Genomic DNA, 18,680 nt, shown 5'->3' with positions numbered 1-18,680 from the left:
GAAGCTTTCGGAGCGCGATGCGAGCGCTTCCGCTGTCAGGTGCATCATGGCGCGTGCGTTTCTATTCGTTCTCGATTCCTTCGGCTTAGGCGGCGCGCCGGATGCCGAAGCCTACGGTGACCTGGGCGCCAACACGCTCGGACACATCGCGGAGTTCTGCGCCGCCGGCGCCGCAGATCGGGTTGGTTTGCGAGAAGGGCCGCTCAATCTGCCGAACATGTCCGCCCTTGGCCTTGTTCACGCAGCAAAGCTCGCCAACGGCACGATTCCCAAGGGCATGCCGGTGCCCAATCGGGTCTATGGTGCCTTTGGCGCCGCCAGCGAAGTCTCGCGCGGCAAGGACACGCCCTCCGGGCACTGGGAAATCGGCGGCACGCCGGTCATGTTCGATTGGGGTTACTTTTCGGCTGAAGGCGATGCCTTTCCGCCCGAGCTCGTCGAAACCATCTGCCGCGAAGGCAACATTCCCGGCATCCTCGGCAATTGCCATGCTTCCGGCACCGACATCATCGCCCGCCACGGCGAGGAGCACATGCGCAGCGGCAAGCCGATCTGCTACACCTCTTCGGACTCGGTCTTCCAGATCGCGGCGCATGAGCAGAGCTTCGGGCTCGATCGCCTGCTTGAGCTTTGCCAGACGGTCCGCCGCCTGGTCGACGACTACAATATCGGCCGCGTGATCGCCCGCCCCTTCGTCGGCACCAGCCCGCAGACTTTCACCCGGACCGGCAATCGCCGTGACTATTCCGTGCTGCCGCCGGAGCCGACGATCCTCGACCGGCTGACGGAAGCGGGGCGCACGGTTCACGCGATCGGCAAGATCGGCGACATCTTCGCCCACCAGGGGGTGACGAAGCTGACGAAGGCCGACGGCAATATGGCGCTCTTCGACGCAAGTCTCGCGGCCATCGACGAGGCCGAAGACGGCAGCCTGGTCTTCACCAATTTCGTCGATTTCGACATGCTCTACGGCCATCGCCGCGACGTCGCCGGTTACGCGGCAGCACTCGAAGCCTTCGATGCGCGCCTGCCGGATCTCGACCGCCGCCTGCAGCCCACCGACATCGTCATCCTCACGGCCGATCACGGCTGCGACCCGACTTGGCGCGGCACCGACCATACGCGCGAGCGGGTGCCGGTGCTGATGTTCGGACCGTCGCTGCGCAGCCGCTCGCTCGGCGTCGCCAACACCTTCGCGCATATCGGCGAATCCGTCGCCAAACATCTCGGCATCGCGCCGGGCCATCATGGGAGAAGCCTCATTTGACCGCGCATCTGAAGAAGGCGGAGCTGCATTGCCACATCGAAGGCGCGACGCCGCCTGAGCTGGCTTTAGCTCAGGCCGAGAAGTATGGCATCGACACCAGCGCGATCATCCGTGACAGGGCCTATGTCTGGGAAGACTTCACCAGCTTCGTGAAATGCTACGACGCCATCGCCTCGCTGTTTCGGACCGAGGAAGACTACGCACTGCTCGCCGAAGCCTATCTGACGGAGCTTGCCGAAGCCGGCACAATCTACAGTGAAATCATCGTTTCGCCCGACCACGGCAACACGATCGGCCTGGGCGCGAAGGCTTACCTTGAGGGCCTTGCCGCCGGCATGGAAGCCGCAAGGCAGAAGACCGGGATCGAATCGCGCATGCTGATCACAGGCATTCGCCATCTCGGCCCGGAGTCCGTAATCAAGACCGCAGAATTCGCGGCCAGGCGGGAGCATGCGCTCGTCACCGGCTTCAACCTCGCTGGCGAAGAACGCATGCACAACGTGGCCGATTTTGCCCGCGCCTTCGACATTGTACGGGACGCAGGCCTTGGCCTGACGATCCATGCGGGCGAGCTCTCCGGCGCCTTTAGTGTGCGCGACGCGCTTGACCACGTGCACCCCTCGCGCATTAGCCATGGCGTTCGGGCGATCGAAGACATGGATCTGGTGCGGCGCCTTGCCGACGCCGGAGTCGTGCTCGAAGTCTGCCCCGGCTCCAACATCTCGCTGCAGGTCTTCCCGGACTTCGCCTCGCACCCATTGCGGGCACTTTACGAGGCCGGCGTGCGCGTCACGCTCAATTCCGACGATCCGCCGTTCTTCCATACGTCGCTCGCTCAGGAATACGACATCGCCTCTGCGGTGATGGGCTTCACCGACGAGGAGATCAACCGCATGACCCGCACGGCGATCGAGGCCGCCTTCGTCGACGAGCCGACGCGCCAGCGGCTGCTCGCGCGGATCTAGAGCGCCGTGCGTTCAGGTGAACGCACTTGGCTCTAGCCTATAATGCCAGAGCATCTTCCCGCTTCAAGCGATTACGCTTGAAAGCGGGATGCTCTGGAAACCGCGACGCCGGATTGCCGTCCGTCGGCTGGGGATGACGTTCTCCGGCCGGCCAATACCCTTGCGGCGACGACGCATTCCATGGAAAAAGGACGGATACAAAAAATCCGGAAAGGTGAGCCATGAACGGCGTTACAGTGATCGATCATCCGCTTGTGCAGCACAAGCTGACCATCATGCGCAAGAAGGAGACCTCGACCGCAGGTTTCCGCCGGCTTCTTCGCGAGATCTCGACGTTGCTCTGCTACGAGGTCACGCGCGATCTCGAACTGACGATGGAGCGGATCGAGACTCCGCTGGAGGAAATGGACTCGCCGGTCCTCGAGGGCAAGAAGCTTGTGTTCGCCTCGATCCTGCGCGCCGGCAACGGGCTGCTCGAAGGCATGCTCGAGCTGGTGCCTTCGGCCCGCGTCTCGCACATCGGCGTCTATCGTGACCATGAGACGCTGGAAGCGGTGGAGTATTACTTCAAGGCGCCGGAAAGCCTGTCCGAACGCCTCATCATCGTCGTCGACCCGATGCTCGCCACCGGCAATTCGTCGATTGCTGCGATCGACAAGCTGAAGGAGCGCGGCGCCAAGAACATCCGCTTCCTCTGCCTGCTCGCCGCTCCCGAAGGCATCCGCAATTTCCAGGGCGCGCACCCGGACGTGCCGATCTACACGGCCTCGATCGACAGCCACCTCAACGAACTCGGCTACATCATGCCCGGTCTCGGCGACGCGGGCGACCGGATGTACGGCACCAAATGATTTCCTGATCCTTAACCAGGATCGCAAATCCGCGAAAAAGCCGCCGGTATCCGGCGGCTTTTTTATGTCGTCTTAGGCGTCATGCGGTCTACTGCTCCATAGCGATCGCGCCTCCTTTTCGGGCGTGCAGACCGGTCTCCGCAGCAATTTGCGTTTGCTGCATCCGATGCCATTGAAGGGTGATGTCCATGCTCGTCCGTTTGCTCTCATTGGCAGGTGTGGCCGCACTTGCAGCCATGGTGGTTCCGCACTTGGCAACGACCGCCTTGACGCAAGGCGGTAACAAGACGGCTGCCAAGGAAGCTGCAGCCCCGCCGACGACCACTGCAAAGTATGCGGCGGGGCGGAGCGTTGTGCTCGACGCCGATGGCAGGGGCCACTTCTTTGGCACTTTCCGCATCAACGGCCGCAGCGAGCGCGGCCTAGTCGACACCGGCGCCAGCAGCATCGCCATCAACCTTTCGACCGCACGCCGGCTCGGCATTGCACCAAGCACGCTTTCCTTCACGGCTCGCGTCAATACTGCCAATGGTGTCGTCGAAGCGGCTCCGGCGATGCTGAACCGGATCGAGATCGGCGGCATATCGGTACGCGACGTTCAGGCACTGGTGCTGCCGGACAAGGCGCTCTCCGGCACGCTTATCGGCATGACGTTCCTGAACCGGCTGTCATCCTTCCGCGTCGAGGACGGTGCCCTGCATCTCGTCAGGTGATTTTCGCGAGAATCGGCGAATGCTTCGTCGGCTCGATATCATCGATCGTATAGAGTTCGTGCAGGCGACGACGGGCTACCTCCGCAGCATCCCGATCGGCCGCATGAACAAAGGCAATCAGGTCGCCCTTCTCGATCCGCGTACCGAGCGGCTTCAATGCATCTAAGCCGACCCGATGATCGATCCTGTCATCCGGATGCGACCGTCCGCCGCCGAGAGCAATGACGGCCATGCCCAGTTCGCGGGTCTCACAGGCTGCAAGATAGCCGGACTGCTTCGCTTCGACCGGCAAGATGACCGGCGCACGCCCGAGATAGGTCACCGAGCGCTCGACGAAATCCGCCGGGCCGCCGAGCGCGTGCACCATTTTTCCGAAGCATTCGAGCGCTGCTCCGCTTGAAAGGGCCTTGCGCGCCAGCGCTTCGCCCTGTTCGGCATCACCAGCGACGCCCCCCGCCACCAACATTTCGGCAGCAAAGGCCAGGACGACCGTTTCAAGCCGCGTGCCCTTCTTCTCGCCCCGGAGGAAGGCCAGGCAATTGTCGATCTCCAACGCGTTGCCGGCGGCATCGGCCAGCGGTTCGTTCATGTCGGTCAGAAGCGCCGAGGTACGAACGCCGGCGCCGTTGGCGACATCGACCAGCGAGCGCGCAAGCACCTGCGCTTCCTTGGCATCGCTCATGAAGGAGCCATTGCCGAGCTTGACGTCGAGCACCAACGACTGAAGGCCGGCGGCGAGCTTCTTCGACAGGATCGAGGCCGTGATCAGCGGCACGGAATCGACGGTCGCGGTCACATCTCGGATCGCATAAAGCCGTTTGTCGGCCGGCGCGAGGTTCGCCGTCTGGCCGATGATGGCGCAGCCGATCTCGTCGACCGTCCTGCGGAATAGCGCCGCCGACGGCTGGATATCGTAGCCGGGTATCGATTCAAGCTTGTCGAGCGTGCCGCCCGTATGCCCGAGGCCGCGCCCCGATATCATCGGCACGGCAAGGCCGCAGGCGGCAACGATCGGCGCCAGCATCAGCGAGACGTTGTCGCCAACGCCGCCGGTAGAATGCTTGTCGGCGATCGGGCGACCGATGGTGCTCCAGTCGAGTGTTTCGCCGGAGTCGCGCATCGCGAGGGTCAGGGCCACGGTCTCGTCGCGGCTCATGCCGGAAAACCAGACCGCCATGGCGAAAGCGGCGACCTGCCCTTCGGAGATCGAGCCATCCGAAAGGCCGCGGACGAAATCCGCGATCTCGGCTGGAGCGAGGCGTTCGCCGTTGCGCTTGCGCCTGATTGTTTCCTGCGGAAGCATCGTCACCCGCGCACCGCGTCGGCTGCGATCATGTCGGCGAGGATCGCGGCAAGCCGCTTGCCACCAACCGGCGCCATGTCCTTGGTCTCGTGATGGCTGATCTCGCCCCCGGTCATGCCGGCGCCGAAATTGGTGATCACCGAAGCGGCGACGACCCTCAGCCCGAAGAAACGGGCGAGAATGACCTCCGGAACCGTGGACATGCCGACGGCATCGGCGCCAAGGATGCGGGCCATGCGGATCTCGGCCGGCGTCTCGAAACTCGGGCCGGAGAACCACATATAGACGCCGCCAAGAAGCGGAATGCCGAGGCGTTCGGCACTCTCCTGCATTCTTCCGGCGAGCTCGGCATCATAGGCATTGGTCATGCCGACGAAGCGATCGTCGCTTTCCACGCCGATCAGCGGGTTGAAGCCCGAATAGTTGATGTGATCGGAAATCCGCATCACCGATCCCGGCGGCAGATCCTCCCGCAGCGATCCTGCGGAATTGGTCAGCACCAGGCACTCAATGCCGAGCGCTTTCAGGGTTTCCAGCGGCAGGCGCATCGCGTTGGCGTCGCCCTGTTCGTAATAATGGACTCGGCCGGAGAGCATGACAACAGGAACGCCCGAGAGCGTTCCGGCGACGAGTTCGCCGGCATGGCCGGAGACGCTGCTGACCGGGAACCCTGGTATGTCGGCATAGGAAAGCCGCAGCGTTTCGTCCACGGCATCGACCAGCGAGCCGAGCCCGGAACCGAGCACGATGCCATAGCGCGGCGAAAGGCCGCCGAGCCTGGATTTCAGCAATTCAGCGGCCGCGGTCATCCGAGGATCTCGGTCTCGAAGCTGTGCGGCAGCAGGTCCGACAGCGCCAGGGTCTTCTTCACCCCGGTCTCATCACACAGGAAGATCCGCGTGCTGGCACCGGAAAATTCCGCCAGCCGCTGCCGGCAGCCGCCGCAGGGTGGGCAGAGCGCCAGCTTCTCGGCGATGACGGCCACTTCCATGATCTTGCGTTGGCCTGCCATGACCATATGGCTGATAGCGGTGGTCTCAGCGCACCACCCTTCAGGGAACGACAGGTTCTCGATGTTGGCGCCGGTATAGATCTTGCCGTCCTCGGCACGGATCGCCGCGCCGACCGGAAACTTCGAATAGGGCGCGTGCGCCTTGGCCATCGCGTCACGCGCGGCCTCGAACAGTTCCTTTTCCATGGTTCTAGCGCTCCTTGACATAGGGGACACCGCCGGCCTTCGGCGGGATGGCCTTGCCGATGAACCCGGCGAGCAGGATCACGGTCAGAATGTAGGGCAGCGCCTGCATCAACTGCACCGGCACCTGGCCGATCAGCGGCAGGGGATTGCCCTGAAGGCGGATCGCCAGCGCATCGAGGAAACCGAAGAGCAGGCAGGCCAGCATGATGTTGAACGGCCGCCATTTGGCAAAGATCAGCGCTGCGAGCGCGATGTAGCCCTTGCCAGCGGTCATTCCCTTGACGAAGCCGGCGGTCATCGCCAGCGACAGATAGGCACCGGCAAAGCCGCAGAGGATGCCGCAGCAGATAACTGCGCGATAACGCAGCCAGAGAACCGAGATGCCGGCGGTATCGACCGCGCCCGGATTTTCGCCGACGGCGCGTAAGCGCAGGCCGAAGCGGGTGCGGTAAAGGATCCACCAGCTGATTGGCACCATCGCGAAGGCGACATAGGTCAGAAGGAAATGGCCGGAAAGCAGGTCAGAATAGATCGGGCCGAGGATCGGGATCTCCCTGACGCTGTCGGCATAGGGGAAGGTGATCGTCTGGAAACGGGAACCTTCCCCGAGCGCCGGCGTGCGGCCGCCCTGGCGGAACCAGGCTTCACCGAGAATGACGGTCGAGCCGGCGACGATGAAGTTGATCGCGACACCGGAGACGATCTGGTTGCCGCGCTGGGTGATCGAGGCGTAGCCGTGCACCAACGACAGCGCGATCGAGATCAGGATCGCCGCAAGCAGCCCCATCCACACGGACTGGGTGACCGCAGCGACGGCGCCGGCCGCAAAGGCCGCACCAAGCATCTTGCCTTCAAGGCCGATGTCGAAAACGCCGGCGCGTTCGGTGAACAGCCCGGCAAGGGCTGCGAAGATCAGCGGAACGGAAACACGGATGGTGGACTCGAGGAGCACCACGATGACGTGGAAGAAATCCATGGCTTCAAGCTCCCTTGGTCTGCGTCACGACGGCCGCACGGCGGCTCTGCATCGTAAACAGCCGGGTGATTGCCGGCCGGAACATGTTTTCGAGTGCACCGGCGAAGAGAATGACCAGGCCCTGGATGATGACGATCATGTCGCGCGAGATCGACGGCATTTCAAAGGAGATCTCGGCCCCGCCCTGATAGAGCATGCCGAAGAGCACCGCGGCCGGGATGATGCCGGCCGGATGCGAGCGGCCCATCAACGCCACGGCGATGCCGACGAAGCCTGCCCCTTGCACGAAGTCGAGCTGCATGCGCGCCTGTTCACCCATGATCGGGTTCAGCGCCATCATGCCCGCGAGACCACCCGAGATCATCATGGTGATAACGGTGATGCGGCTCTCGCTCATGCCCGCGTAGCGTGCCGCCGACGGGCTGTGGCCCATGGTGCGCATTTCGTATCCGAGCTTGGTACGCCAGATCAGCAGCCAGACACAGAAGGCCGCAACGAGCGCCAGCAGGAACGAGACGTTGAACGGCGCCGTACCGACATTCAGTCCGAAGATCGCAAGCAGCCAGTCGAGCTTCGGCAATTGCCCGCCTTCGGCGAAGGTCCGCGTCTGCGGCGCCATGGAGCCGAGCGGCTTCAGGACGCGTGTCAAGAGATAGACCATCAGGCTCGACGCGATGAAATTGAACATGATGGTGGTGATGACGATGTGGCTGCCGCGCTTGGCCTGCAGCCAACCGGGCAGGAAGGCCCAGGCCGCGCCGAAGAAGGCGGACCCAAGGATCGCCAGCGGGAACACCACGAACCAGGGCATCGTCTGATCGAGCCAGAGGCAGGCGAGCGCCACGCCAATGCCGCCAACATAGGCCTGGCCTTCGCCGCCAATGTTGAAGAGGCCGGCATGGAAGGCGACGGCGACGGCAAGACCGGTGAAGATGAAGGTGGTGGCGTAGTAGAGCGTGAAGCCCAAATACTCGCCTCGGCCGAAGGCACCGTTGATCAGATGATAGGCCGCTTCCAGGGGATTTTCGCCGACGAGCAGCACCACGAGGCCGGCAACGAGGAAGGCGACCGCGAGGTTGATCAGCGGGATGAGGCCATATTCGACCCAGCCCGGGAGCTTAGCATAAGGGGTGCTCATTCTGCGGCCTCCTTGCGGCCTTCTACACCGGCCATCAGGAGGCCGAGTTCGCCCTCGGTCGCATCAGGATCGCGCTCGCCGACGACACGGCCGGCGAACATGACCAGAATGCGGTCCGACAGGGCGCGGATTTCATCGAGCTCGACGGAGACCAGAAGGACAGCCTTGCCCTGGTCGCGCATCTCGATGATCCGCTTATGGATGAATTCGATGGCGCCGACATCGACGCCGCGCGTCGGCTGACCGATGATCAGCACATCAGGCCCGCGCTCCATCTCGCGTGCCAGCACGATCTTCTGCTGGTTGCCGCCGGAGAAATTCGCGGTCTTCAAGCGTGGGTTCGGCGGGCGGATGTCGTATTCGCCGATGCGCTTCTCGGCGTCCTTGCGAATCGCATCAACGTCGAGGAAGACGCCGTTGAGATAGCGCTTGTCATGGTGATAGCCGAGGATGGCGTTTTCGCATTCTTCGAACTTCAGGACGAGGCCGACATGGTGGCGGTCTTCCGGAACATGGGCGAGACCACGATCACGCAGCTCGGAGGGGTCGGCGCGCCCGGTGACATCGATCGGTTTGCCGTTCAGGAGCACGGAGCCGGAAACGGCGCGGCGGATGCCGGAGATCGCTTCCAGCAGTTCCGACTGGCCGTTGCCGGCAACACCGGCGATGCCGACAATCTCGCCAGCCCGCAGATTGAACGAGACATTGTCGACCATGGTAACCCCACGGCCATCCTTGACGGTCAACCCCTCGACGGCGAGCTTGACCTCGCCGGGCTTGGCTTCGCCTTTCTCCACACGCAAGAGCACGCGGCGCCCGACCATGAGCTCGGCGAGCTCTTCGACCGACGTTTCGGCCGTCGTGCGGGTCGCCACCATCTCGCCGCGGCGCATGACCGAAACCTCGTCGGTGATCGCCATGATCTCGCGCAGCTTGTGGGTGATCAGAATGACGGTCTTGCCCTGGCTCTTCAATTGCTCGAGCACGCGGAAGAGGTGATCGGCCTCGGCCGGCGTCAAGACGCCCGTCGGCTCGTCCAAAATCAGGATATCGGCCCGGCGATAGAGCGCCTTCAGGATCTCGACGCGCTGCTGCAGACCGACCGGCAACTCCTCGATGACGGCGTCCGGATCGACTTCCAACGCGTATTCGCGCTCCAGCCGTTTCAACTCGACGCGCGCCTTGGCAATGCCCTTGTTGAGGATCTGGCTGTCCTCGGCGCCAAGCATGATGTTTTCCAGAACAGTGAAGTTCTCGACCAGCATGAAGTGCTGGTGGACCATGCCGATGCCGGCGGCGATCGCCGCGTTCGGATCACGGATGGCAACGGGTTTGCCGTCGACGAGGATCTCGCCGCTGTCGGCCTGATAGAAGCCGTAGAGGATCGACATCAGGGTCGATTTCCCCGCACCGTTTTCGCCAATGATGCCGTGGATCGTCCCTTTGCGGACCTTCAGATTGATGTTCTTGTTGGCGTGGACCGGGCCGAAACTTTTGTCGATCCCACGCAGTTCGATGGCAATATTGTCCATATTGGCCTTGCGATCCCCAAACTGGCCCGCTTCGGCATTCTTCCCAGAAACCGTGCCGGCGATTTTTTTACCATTTGGTATAAGTTTATCATCGATTTTTCGGGGCGGAAGCCCTCAATCGAGTTCTCCTTATACTCTCACCAGATCGCTGGTGAGAGTCCAGCGTGAATATACACAGGCACCTGGACGCGAAAAACCGGCGACACCATGTGCCGCCGGTCGTCTTTTTGAGGCATTTTAGCTGTTCAGGCGGCTCGCACGGGCCGAAGCAGACGCAGAGCATTCATGGTGACGAGCACGGTGGCGCCGGTGTCGGCCAGGATAGCCGGCCACAGGCCGGTGACCCCAATGATCGTCGTCACCAGGAAGACTGCCTTCAGGCCAAGCGCGATGGTGATGTTCTGGACGATGTTGCGCATCGTCGAACGGGACAGCCGGATCATCGCCGCCACATCGCCCACCCGTCCATGCAGGACCGCCGCATCCGCGGTCTCGAGCGCCACATCCGTGCCGCCGCCCATCGCGATGCCGATATCGGCGGCCGCCAGCGCCGGCGCGTCGTTGATGCCGTCGCCGATCTTGGCGACGTTGAAGCCCTCGTTCTTCAGTTCACGGACGATCCGCTGCTTGTCCTCGGGCAGGAGCTCGGCGCGAACCTCCATGCCGAACTGGCGGCCGATTGCTTCCGCCGTGCGGCGGTTGTCACCGGTCAGCATGACGACGCGCAGACCAGCATCGGTCAGCGCCTTGACGCCGGCGGCCGCATCCGGCCGCGGCTCGTCGCGCATGGCAATGGCACCAGCAATCACGCCACCGGCTACCAGCACCGAAACCGTCTTGCCTTCGTCGTTGAGGGCCGAAACCCGCGCCGTCTCAGCCGCCGTTATCGGTGCCCGCTCAGCGGCCGCCTTCGGCGAGCCGAAGAACAATGCGCCACCCTCGACTGACCCTTCGAGCCCCTTGCCGCCGACCGCATTTACGGTCGCGATATTGGGGACGACAAGGCCGTCAGCCGCGCTCCGCTCCAAGATGGCACGGGCAAGCGGATGGCTCGATCCCTGCTCAAGTGCCGCCGCCAGGCGCAGAACCTCGGTCTCCGATCGGCCGAAGCCGACAATGTCGGTCACCCTCGGCTTGCCTTCGGTGAGCGTGCCGGTCTTGTCGAAGGCGGCGGCGGTCACCTTGCCGACATTCTCCAGCACTGCGCCGCCCTTCATCAGCAAACCGCGCCGGGCGCCAGCCGAAAGGCTGGCAGCGATCGCGGCTGGCGTCGATATAACCAGAGCGCAGGGGCAGCCGATCAGGAGGATGGCGAGGCCCTTGTAGATCCATTCATCCCAGGCGCCGCCCCAGAGAAGCGGCGGTAGCAAGCCGACCAGCGCCGCAACCACGACGACACCTGGCGTATAGTACCGCGAGAAACGGTCGATGAAGCGCTCGGTCGGCGCCTTGCTTTCCTGTGCTTCCTCCACCAGGCGGACAATCCGCGCGATGGTGTTGTCCGCAGCAGCGGCCGTCACTCGCACGCGCAGCGCACCGGAACCGTTGACGGTGCCCGCAACGACGGTGTCGTCGACCTCCTTGCGCACCGGCGTGCTCTCGCCGGTCACAGGCGCCTCGTCGACAGCACTCTCGCCAGAAAGCACCACGCCGTCGGCCGGAATGCGGTCGCCGGGACGAACGAGAATGACAGCGCCGACACTGAGCGTCTCGGCGGGAACTTCGTCCAGCCGGCCCTCCCGCTCGACGAAGGCGGTCTTTGGAACGAGTGCTGTCAGCGACTGGATGCTGGCGCGCGCCTTGCCGGCCGCTACGCCCTCCAGCAACTCGCCGATCAGGAAGAGCAGCACCACCATCGCCGCTTCTTCGGTCGCCCCGATGAAGACCGCGCCAACGGCAGCGATCGTCATCAGCATCTCGATCGAAAACGGCGTGCCCATGGTGGCAGCGGCAAGGGCGCGGCGCGCGATCGGCAACAGGCCGACCAGCATGGCCAGCGTGAAGATCCAGGGCTCTGTGGCCGGAACCATCTTGCCGACCGCATAGGCTGATATCAGCGCCAGGCCGCTGGCGATCGTCAGCTTGCCCTTACCCGATTTCCACCACGGGCCGCTCGCCGGGCCATGGTCATGGCCATGAAGGCCCATTGCCGCAGCCGCTGCGTTTTCGCCCTTCTGTCCGGCGTGGCCCTCACGGTGATGATCGTGGTGGTCGTGGTGATGCCCATGATCATGGTCATGGTCATGGCCGGAGCACACATGCGCTGCTTTCCGTTCCAGCGTCTGGCCAGCATTGATCGGATGCAGACGATAACCCAGCTTTCCGACTTTGCTGACGATCGATGTCGCGAGATCATTCTCATCGGCAAATTTTACCGACATCGTGCCTGCCGATACGGAGACCGAAACGTCCTCGACGCCTGACAGCCTGCGTACCGCCGTATCGATCTTGGTCGCGCAGGATGCGCAATCCATGCCTTCGACGCGATAACGGGCTTCTCGAACAGTGCTCGCCATGACCTGCTCCTTGCAATCTTGAAGCAAGGCTACGACCTCTAGCAACTAGAGCTACAAGGCGAAATTGCAGCGCGCATGCAGTATTTTTGGCAGCTATCGCGAAAGGAAGCGGATCACCCAGTCGGCGATGCCTTTATAGGGCGGTTTCACCAGGTCGCTCGGCGCCGGATCGTATTTCCGCAAGATCGGCATTGCCTTGGAGAATGTCAGGAATCCGTCGCGCCCGTGATAGTGTCCCATGCCGCTGGCGCCGACGCCGCCGAAGGGCAGGTCGTTGCAGCCGAACTGGTAGAGCGTGTCGTTGATGCAGACGCCACCGGCGACGACGCGCGAGAGCATGGCTTCGATTTCGGCCTCGCTGCGCGTGAAGCAATAAAGCGCCAGCGGACGGTCATGGCCGAGCACATGGCCGATCGCCGCGTCGATCGAAGCGTAGCTGACAACAGGCAGGATCGGGCCGAAGATCTCCTCGCCCATGACGGCGCTGTCGCGATCCGGATCGAGGATGACTGTCGGCGGGAGAAAGCGTGGGCGTCCGGGCGCGTCCTGTGTCCCATCGAGAAGCGGGACCACCCTGTGGCCGCGCCGATCGGCATCGGCGATCAGCCGTTTCAGACGTTCGTGCTGGCCGGCATTGACGATCTCCGTGTAATCGTCGAAGCGACGCTTTGCCGGATAACGCGTGGCGATTTCCTGCTTCAGCAAGTCCACGAAGGCATCGCGTCTGCTCTCATGAATCAGAACGTAGTCGGGCGCGATGCAGGTCTGTCCGGCATTGAAGAACTTGCCGGTCGTAACACGCCTTGCGGCTTTTGCGAGATCGGCGGTTTCTCCGATGATCGCCGGCGACTTGCCGCCGAGCTCGAGCGTTACCGGCGTCAGGTTTTGCGCGGCTGCCGCCATCACCTTGCGCCCGACGGCGGTCGAGCCTGTGAAGAACAGATGATCGAATGGAAGAGCCGAGAAACTGGCGGAAAGCTCGGGGCCGCCAAGCGCGACCGCCACCCGCGACGTGGGAAAGACCTCGGCGAGCAGCGACCGCAGGAACTCTGCCGTTTTCGGCGTATGCTCCGAGGGCTTCAGGTAGACATGGTTGCCAGCAGCAATCGCCGCGACCAGGGGCGCGAGCGCCAGATTGACCGGGTAGTTCCACGGCGAGATGATGCCGACGACGCCAAGCGGCACGAAGCGCACTTCTGCCTTGGCCGGCCAGAGCTTCCATCCTGCCTTCCGCCGCTCCGGACGGACCCAGCGCTTGAGCTTCGCCAGCGTGTGATTGATCTCCGAGAGCACGACGCCGCCTTCGCCGAGCAGCGTTTCATGCCGGGCGCGATGGCCGAAATCCGCATTGATCGCTTCGCACATCTCGTCCTTGCGGGCGCGCAGCCGATCCTTGAGCCGGCTCAGGTCGTTACGTCGTTGCTCGGTGGTTGGACGCTGTTCCAGCCATGCGCCACGCAGCCGGTCGAAGGTGGGGCGAAGCTGCGCGGATAAATTATCGTTTGCTGTCATGGGCTTGCGTCGAACGGGCGAAGAAATACTGGGCGGCATAATAGGTGCCGAGCACCCAGAGTGCGTTGTAGGGGATCTGCCAGCGGAAGCGGCCATAGGCAAGCAGCGTGTCGCTGATCATGAACAGTAGGCCGCCATAGGCGGCAAACCGCGCGGTTGCCTGCGCCGGCGTTCCCGAGAACTGCCGCAGGCGGGAAACAGCCTGGGCGGCCATGGCCCCGAGCGCTAATGCGTAGATGATGACGGGAATGCCCATCTCCGGCGGCAGGGACGTCCAGAGGCCAGCGACGACGGCAAAGGCGACCAGGGCGAAAGCACCGAACAGCCCGGGATGGGCCGCAAATTTGGCATCGCGGGTGAGTGCGAAGATGTAGGCGCAATGGGTCAGCAGGAAGCAGATCAACCCGGCGAGGAAATAATCGCCGGGCAGCATCAGAAACGTGTCGCCGGCCGCGGCAAAAAGCAGGCCGATGGCGACTGCCATGCCGTAGGTGCGTGACGAGGCCGGGCTGTTGCGCAGGACCACGACGAAAAGCAACAAGGTCGCCGTCGGCTTCGTCAGATAGTGCAACCAGCGCCAAGGGGACTCGTCTGAAGCGGCAAGCAGACTGCCGAGGATCGCCAGTCCGGCGCAAACGAGAAAGAGTGCGTAGACCAGTCGGGTTCGCTCGATACCCAAAGTCCCCTGATAGGCCATGCTCGCGAATCCCCCCGCCATTTTCGGAGCCTGGTGCGACTCCCTTTTGATTATGGCGATAGTTTCTATTTTCGAGAGCTTGTCCAGCTGCATCGCGCAGAGCGGGTGCCTGGAGGGGCCGATCAGCAGGATGTGCTTCGCTGTCGTGCACTCTGCCCATACGCTTGCTTCTACTTGCTTAGCCACCCAGCGACGTCAGGTTTCATTGGTCAAAACACAACAATCGCCGCTGGCTAGAAGGGGTTGGTCAAGTGTCTGGCATCGCGTCGCGGTTTGCCGTTTCAGCGCGCTTTATGCTTGCGGGCGTGGTGGTTTCGCGTGGTGACGGTGGTTTTGGTGGTTGAGAAACGCCAAAAGCCCGGCGGATTTCTCCGCGCGGGCTTTTTTTGATTTGGTTGCGGGGGCAGGATTTGAACCTGCGGCCTTCAGGTTATGAGCCTGACGAGCTACCGGGCTGCTCCACCCCGCGCCATCTAGGTAAACCGCTAAGCGGTTTATCCGTCATCGCGGTAAATCCCTATGGGATTTATCCGCTCTTTCCGGGTTTTGCCGAAGGCAAAATCCCGTTTAATCCGGTCCGAGTTTTGCGAAGCAAAATCCCGTTGTTTGTCTGTGCCGAGCAAATCGGTAGGATTTGTCTCGCGTAAGGGACGCACTGATTATTTTCAGCCTAGCAAAACAAAAGGGCCGCTTGGTGGCGGCCCGTGTTCGGCAGGGCCGAAGTGTGTGTCGAGAAGATTTCGGTTTGTTTCCGCCGCTACCTTATCCTTCTCGGCGATGCCTCGAAGGGGAGCGGCGGTTGTTTCTCTTGCGCTTTGCAGACCTGGCAGCGACCTACTCTCCCGCGTCTTAAGACGAAGTACCATCGGCGCTGGGGCGTTTCACGGCCGTGTTCGGAATGGGAACGGGTGCAGCCACCCCGCCAGAACCACCAGGTCGGCAAAGCGCAAGATTTGCGCCTAGCTTGGCGCAAACCGAATGAGAAGCTGGTTGAAGTTTTCACTTCAGTTGTTTTGAACACGTCGCTCATCTCAAGGCGAATGCAAAAGCATTCGTCCGAACGTGATGAGCACAAGCAATGGGAACGATCAAGCCAATCGAACGATTAGTACTGGTAAGCTTCATGCGTTGCCGCACTTCCACACCCAGCCTATCAACGTGGTCGTCTTCCACGGTTCTCAAGGGAATACTCGTTTTCAGGTTGGTTTCCCGCTTAGATGCCTTCAGCGGTTATCCATTCCATATATAGCTACCCTGCTATGCCCTTGGCAGGACAACAGGTCCACCAGAGATATGTCCATCCCGGTCCTCTCGTACTAGGGACAGATCCTGTCAATATTCCTACACCCACGGCAGATAGGGACCGAACTGTCTCACGACGTTCTGAACCCAGCTCACGTACCGCTTTAATTGGCGAACAGCCAAACCCTTGGGACCTGCTCCAGCCCCAGGATGCGATGAGCCGACATCGAGGTGCCAAACAACCCCGTCGATATGGACTCTTGGGGGTCATCAGCCTGTTATCCCCGGCGTACCTTTTATCCGTTGAGCGATGGCCCTTCCACGCGGGACCACCGGATCACTATGACCGACTTTCGTCTCTGCTCGACTTGTCAGTCTCGCAGTCAGGCGGGCTTATGCCATTGCACTCGACGACCGATTTCCGACCGGTCTGAGCCCACCATCGCGCGCCTCCGTTACTCTTTCGGAGGCGACCGCCCCAGTCAAACTACCCACCATACACTGTCCCGGATCCGGATGACGGACCGCGGTTAGACATCCATGACGATAAGGGTGGTATTTCAAGGATGGCTCCACAAGAACTGGCGTCCCTGCTTCAAAGCCTACCACCTATCCTACACATGCCGACACGAATGCCAGTGTAAAGCTATAGTAAAGGTGCACGGGGTCTTTCCGTCTGACCGCAGGAACCCCGCATCTTCACGGGGAATTCAATTTCACTGAGTCTATGCTGGAGACAGCGGGGAAGTCGTTACGCCATTCGTGCAGGTCGGAACTTACCCGACAAGGAATTTCGCTACCTTAGGACCGTTATAGTTACGGCCGCCGTTTACTGGGGCTTCGATTCAGAGCTTGCACCCCTCCTCTTAACCTTCCAGCACCGGGCAGGCGTCAGACCCTATACGTCGTCTTGCGACTTCGCAGAGCCCTGTGTTTTTGATAAACAGTCGCTACCCCCTGGTCTGTGCCACCCCATCTGACTTGCGTCAAAAAGGGTCACGCTTCTTCCGAAGTTACGCGTGCAATTTGCCGAGTTCCTTCAGCATAGTTCTCTCAAGCGCCTTGGTATACTCTACCTGACCACCTGTGTCGGTTTCGGGTACGGTCTATAATGGTGGAGCTATTTCCTGGAACCGCGTCCCCGCCTGGACAATCCAATAAGTCCAAACAAGTTAAGCGATCCGTCACTACCACCAGGCCCACGAATATTAACGTGGTTCCCATCGACTACGCGTGTCCGCCTCGTCTTAGGGGCCGGCTAACCCTGCTCAGATTAACTTTAAGCAGGAACCCTTGGTCTTTCGGCGAGAGGGTCTCTCACCCTCTTTATCGTTACTCATGTCAACATTCGCACTTCCGATACCTCCAGGACCCCTCACGGGTATCCCTTCACAGGCTTACGGAACGCTCCGCTACCACACGTCTTGCGACGTATCCTCAGCTTCGGTGCATGGCTTTAGCCCCGTTACATTTTCGGCGCAAAGACCCTTAATTAGACCAGTGAGCTGTTACGCTTTCTTTAAATGATGGCTGCTTCTAAGCCAACATCCTGGTTGTTTTGGGATCCTCACATCCTTTCCCACTTAGCCATGACTTGGGGACCTTAGCTGGAGGTCAGGGTTGTTGCCCTTTTCACGACGGACGTTAGCACCCGCCGTGTGTCTGCCGACTAGTACTCCTCGGTATTCGGAGTTTGGTTAGGATCAGTAAGACGGTGAGTCCCCATAGCCCATCCAGTGCTCTACCCCCGAGGGTATTCGGTCGACGCACTACCTAAATAGTTTTCGCGGAGAACCAGCTATTTCCGAGTTTGATTGGCCTTTCACCCCTAACCACAAGTCATCCCAATCTATTGCAACAGATGCGGGTTCGGTCCTCCAGTTGGTGTTACCCAACCTTCAACCTGCTCATGGCTAGATCACTCGGTTTCGGGTCTAATGCGACGAACTGAACGCCCTGTTCAGACTCGCTTTCGCTGCGCCTTCACCTATCGGCTTAAGCTTGCTCGTCACACTAAGTCGTTGACCCATTATACAAAAGGTACGCTGTCACCCTTGCGGGCTCCAACTGTTTGTAGGCATCCGGTTTCAGGTTCTATTTCACTCCCCTTGTCGGGGTGCTTTTCACCTTTCCCTCACGGTACTTGTTCGCTATCGGTCATGCACGAGTACTTAGGCTTGGAGAGTGGTCTCCCCATGTTCAGACAGGATTTCACGTGTCCCGCCTTACTCAAGGACACTGAGTGTTCTACGTGTAAGGGGCTATCACCCTCTACGGCCGACCTTTCCATGTCGTTCCACTTTATTCCTCAGTGCCACTGGCCTGGTCCGCGTTCGCTCGCCACTACTTGCGGAGTCTCGGTTGATGTCCTTTCCTGCAGGTACTTAGATGTTTCAGTTCCCTGCGTTCGCTTCTTACCCCTATGTATTCAGAGTAAGATACCTTTAAACAATACTTGGAAACCTAAGCCGTACTTGCGTACGACTTAAATTTTCCAAGCATTTAAGGTGGGTTCCCCCATTCGGAGATCCATGGATCAAAGCTCATTCGCAGCTCCCCACGGCTTATCGCAGCGTATCACGTCCTTCATCGCCTGTGCATGCCAAGGCATCCACCAAATGCCCTTCTTTCACTTGATCGTTCTCATTGCCAATGCTCATCCATTAGCCGTCGTCCCGAAGGGACGCGGCAGAAAGGGTTACCTTTTACAACCCAATCCTTATGAGATGCCATCGACGTGTTCGATACGGTCGCTTTATTGGAACCACGC

General features: G+C 61.3%; 13 protein-coding genes, 1 tRNA gene and 2 rRNA genes. 4 read left to right on the top strand and 12 right to left on the bottom strand.

Annotated features, from left to right (window positions below):
* Positions 1-46: 46 nt before the first annotated feature.
* The 4 genes from ACTJKM_RS30585 (at position 47) to ACTJKM_RS30570 (ending at position 3,796) form a co-directional block, all read left to right on the top strand.
* A complete protein-coding gene (locus ACTJKM_RS30585) occupies positions 47-1,267 on the top strand; it encodes a phosphopentomutase (protein ID WP_057248218.1) in 1,221 nt (406 codons plus the stop codon).
* On the top strand, positions 1,264-2,232 hold the full coding sequence (locus ACTJKM_RS30580) for an adenosine deaminase (protein WP_057247720.1): 969 nt from the start codon (positions 1,264-1,266) through the stop codon (positions 2,230-2,232). The genes ACTJKM_RS30585 and ACTJKM_RS30580 overlap by 4 nt, the downstream gene beginning before the upstream one ends.
* Positions 2,233-2,453: 221 nt before the next feature.
* Entirely contained in the window at positions 2,454-3,083 is a 630-nt protein-coding gene (upp, locus tag ACTJKM_RS30575; protein ID WP_058324465.1) for a uracil phosphoribosyltransferase, read from the top strand.
* A 188-nt stretch (positions 3,084-3,271) separates the two neighbouring features.
* Entirely contained in the window at positions 3,272-3,796 is a 525-nt protein-coding gene (locus tag ACTJKM_RS30570) for a TIGR02281 family clan AA aspartic protease (RefSeq protein WP_113512246.1), read from the top strand.
* Here the strand turns inward: ACTJKM_RS30570 and deoA are convergent.
* The 12 genes from deoA to ACTJKM_RS30510 all read right to left on the bottom strand — a co-directional run bounded on the left by deoA (position 3,789) and on the right by ACTJKM_RS30510 (position 18,549).
* Positions 3,789-5,105 (bottom strand): thymidine phosphorylase, encoded by a 1,317-nt coding sequence (gene deoA / locus ACTJKM_RS30565; protein ID WP_113512247.1) that lies wholly within the window; start codon positions 5,103-5,105, stop codon positions 3,789-3,791. The two genes, ACTJKM_RS30570 and deoA, sit on opposite strands and share 8 nt — an antisense overlap.
* Entirely contained in the window at positions 5,102-5,908 is an 807-nt protein-coding gene (locus ACTJKM_RS30560; RefSeq protein ID WP_058328335.1) for a purine-nucleoside phosphorylase, read from the bottom strand. Before ACTJKM_RS30560 ends, deoA begins: the two co-directional genes overlap by 4 nt.
* On the bottom strand, positions 5,905-6,297 hold the full coding sequence (locus ACTJKM_RS30555) for a cytidine deaminase (RefSeq protein ID WP_034805117.1): 393 nt from the start codon (positions 6,295-6,297) through the stop codon (positions 5,905-5,907). The genes ACTJKM_RS30560 and ACTJKM_RS30555 overlap by 4 nt, the downstream gene beginning before the upstream one ends.
* Positions 6,298-6,301: 4 nt before the next feature.
* On the bottom strand, positions 6,302-7,273 hold the full coding sequence (locus tag ACTJKM_RS30550) for an ABC transporter permease (RefSeq protein WP_057247715.1): 972 nt from the start codon (positions 7,271-7,273) through the stop codon (positions 6,302-6,304).
* A 4-nt stretch (positions 7,274-7,277) separates the two neighbouring features.
* Positions 7,278-8,411 (bottom strand): ABC transporter permease, encoded by a 1,134-nt coding sequence (locus tag ACTJKM_RS30545; RefSeq protein ID WP_057247714.1) that lies wholly within the window; start codon positions 8,409-8,411, stop codon positions 7,278-7,280.
* Positions 8,408-9,943: an ABC transporter ATP-binding protein gene (locus ACTJKM_RS30540; protein WP_057247713.1), complete on the bottom strand. Its 1,536-nt coding sequence runs from the start codon at positions 9,941-9,943 to the stop codon at positions 8,408-8,410. Before ACTJKM_RS30540 ends, ACTJKM_RS30545 begins: the two co-directional genes overlap by 4 nt.
* A gap of 245 nt (positions 9,944-10,188) precedes the next feature.
* Positions 10,189-12,459, bottom strand: a complete 2,271-nt coding sequence (locus tag ACTJKM_RS30535; RefSeq protein WP_440661572.1) for a heavy metal translocating P-type ATPase — start codon at positions 12,457-12,459, stop codon at positions 10,189-10,191.
* Between the two features lie 93 nt (positions 12,460-12,552).
* Positions 12,553-13,971, bottom strand: a complete 1,419-nt coding sequence (locus ACTJKM_RS30530) for a coniferyl aldehyde dehydrogenase (protein WP_058328337.1) — start codon at positions 13,969-13,971, stop codon at positions 12,553-12,555.
* Positions 13,955-14,668, bottom strand: a complete 714-nt coding sequence (locus tag ACTJKM_RS30525; protein WP_058328338.1) for a lysoplasmalogenase — start codon at positions 14,666-14,668, stop codon at positions 13,955-13,957. The genes ACTJKM_RS30530 and ACTJKM_RS30525 overlap by 17 nt, the downstream gene beginning before the upstream one ends.
* A gap of 392 nt (positions 14,669-15,060) precedes the next feature.
* Positions 15,061-15,137: transfer RNA gene (locus ACTJKM_RS30520), tRNA-Met, on the bottom strand.
* Positions 15,138-15,489: 352 nt separating this feature from the next.
* A 5S ribosomal RNA gene (rrf, locus tag ACTJKM_RS30515) occupies positions 15,490-15,604 on the bottom strand.
* 148 nt (positions 15,605-15,752) lie between these two features.
* A 23S ribosomal RNA gene (locus ACTJKM_RS30510) occupies positions 15,753-18,549 on the bottom strand.
* Between the last annotated feature and the right edge of the window lie 131 nt (positions 18,550-18,680).

Source organism: Ensifer sp. 22460, assembly GCF_052044935.1.
Lineage (GTDB): Bacteria > Pseudomonadota > Alphaproteobacteria > Rhizobiales > Rhizobiaceae > Ensifer.
Note: the sequence above shows the minus strand (reverse complement) of the source record. Positions and strands in the feature narration are given on the sequence as shown.

Excerpts from the sequence above, each read along its gene's own strand:
- ACTJKM_RS30545 (WP_057247714.1), bottom strand. The coding sequence starts at position 8,411 with ATGAGCACCCCTTATGCTAAGCTCCCGGGCTGGGTCGAATATGGCCTC.
- ACTJKM_RS30530 (WP_058328337.1), bottom strand. The coding sequence starts at position 13,971 with ATGACAGCAAACGATAATTTATCCGCGCAGCTTCGCCCCACCTTCGAC.
- ACTJKM_RS30540 (WP_057247713.1), bottom strand. The coding sequence starts at position 9,943 with ATGGACAATATTGCCATCGAACTGCGTGGGATCGACAAAAGTTTCGGC.
- ACTJKM_RS30585 (WP_057248218.1), top strand. The coding sequence starts at position 47 with ATGGCGCGTGCGTTTCTATTCGTTCTCGATTCCTTCGGCTTAGGCGGC.
- ACTJKM_RS30550 (WP_057247715.1), bottom strand. The coding sequence starts at position 7,273 with ATGGATTTCTTCCACGTCATCGTGGTGCTCCTCGAGTCCACCATCCGT.
- ACTJKM_RS30570 (WP_113512246.1), top strand. The coding sequence starts at position 3,272 with ATGCTCGTCCGTTTGCTCTCATTGGCAGGTGTGGCCGCACTTGCAGCC.
- ACTJKM_RS30555 (WP_034805117.1), bottom strand. The coding sequence starts at position 6,297 with ATGGAAAAGGAACTGTTCGAGGCCGCGCGTGACGCGATGGCCAAGGCG.
- upp (WP_058324465.1), top strand. The coding sequence starts at position 2,454 with ATGAACGGCGTTACAGTGATCGATCATCCGCTTGTGCAGCACAAGCTG.
- ACTJKM_RS30525 (WP_058328338.1), bottom strand. The coding sequence starts at position 14,668 with ATGGCCTATCAGGGGACTTTGGGTATCGAGCGAACCCGACTGGTCTAC.
- ACTJKM_RS30560 (WP_058328335.1), bottom strand. The coding sequence starts at position 5,908 with ATGACCGCGGCCGCTGAATTGCTGAAATCCAGGCTCGGCGGCCTTTCG.
- ACTJKM_RS30535 (WP_440661572.1), bottom strand. The coding sequence starts at position 12,459 with ATGGCGAGCACTGTTCGAGAAGCCCGTTATCGCGTCGAAGGCATGGAT.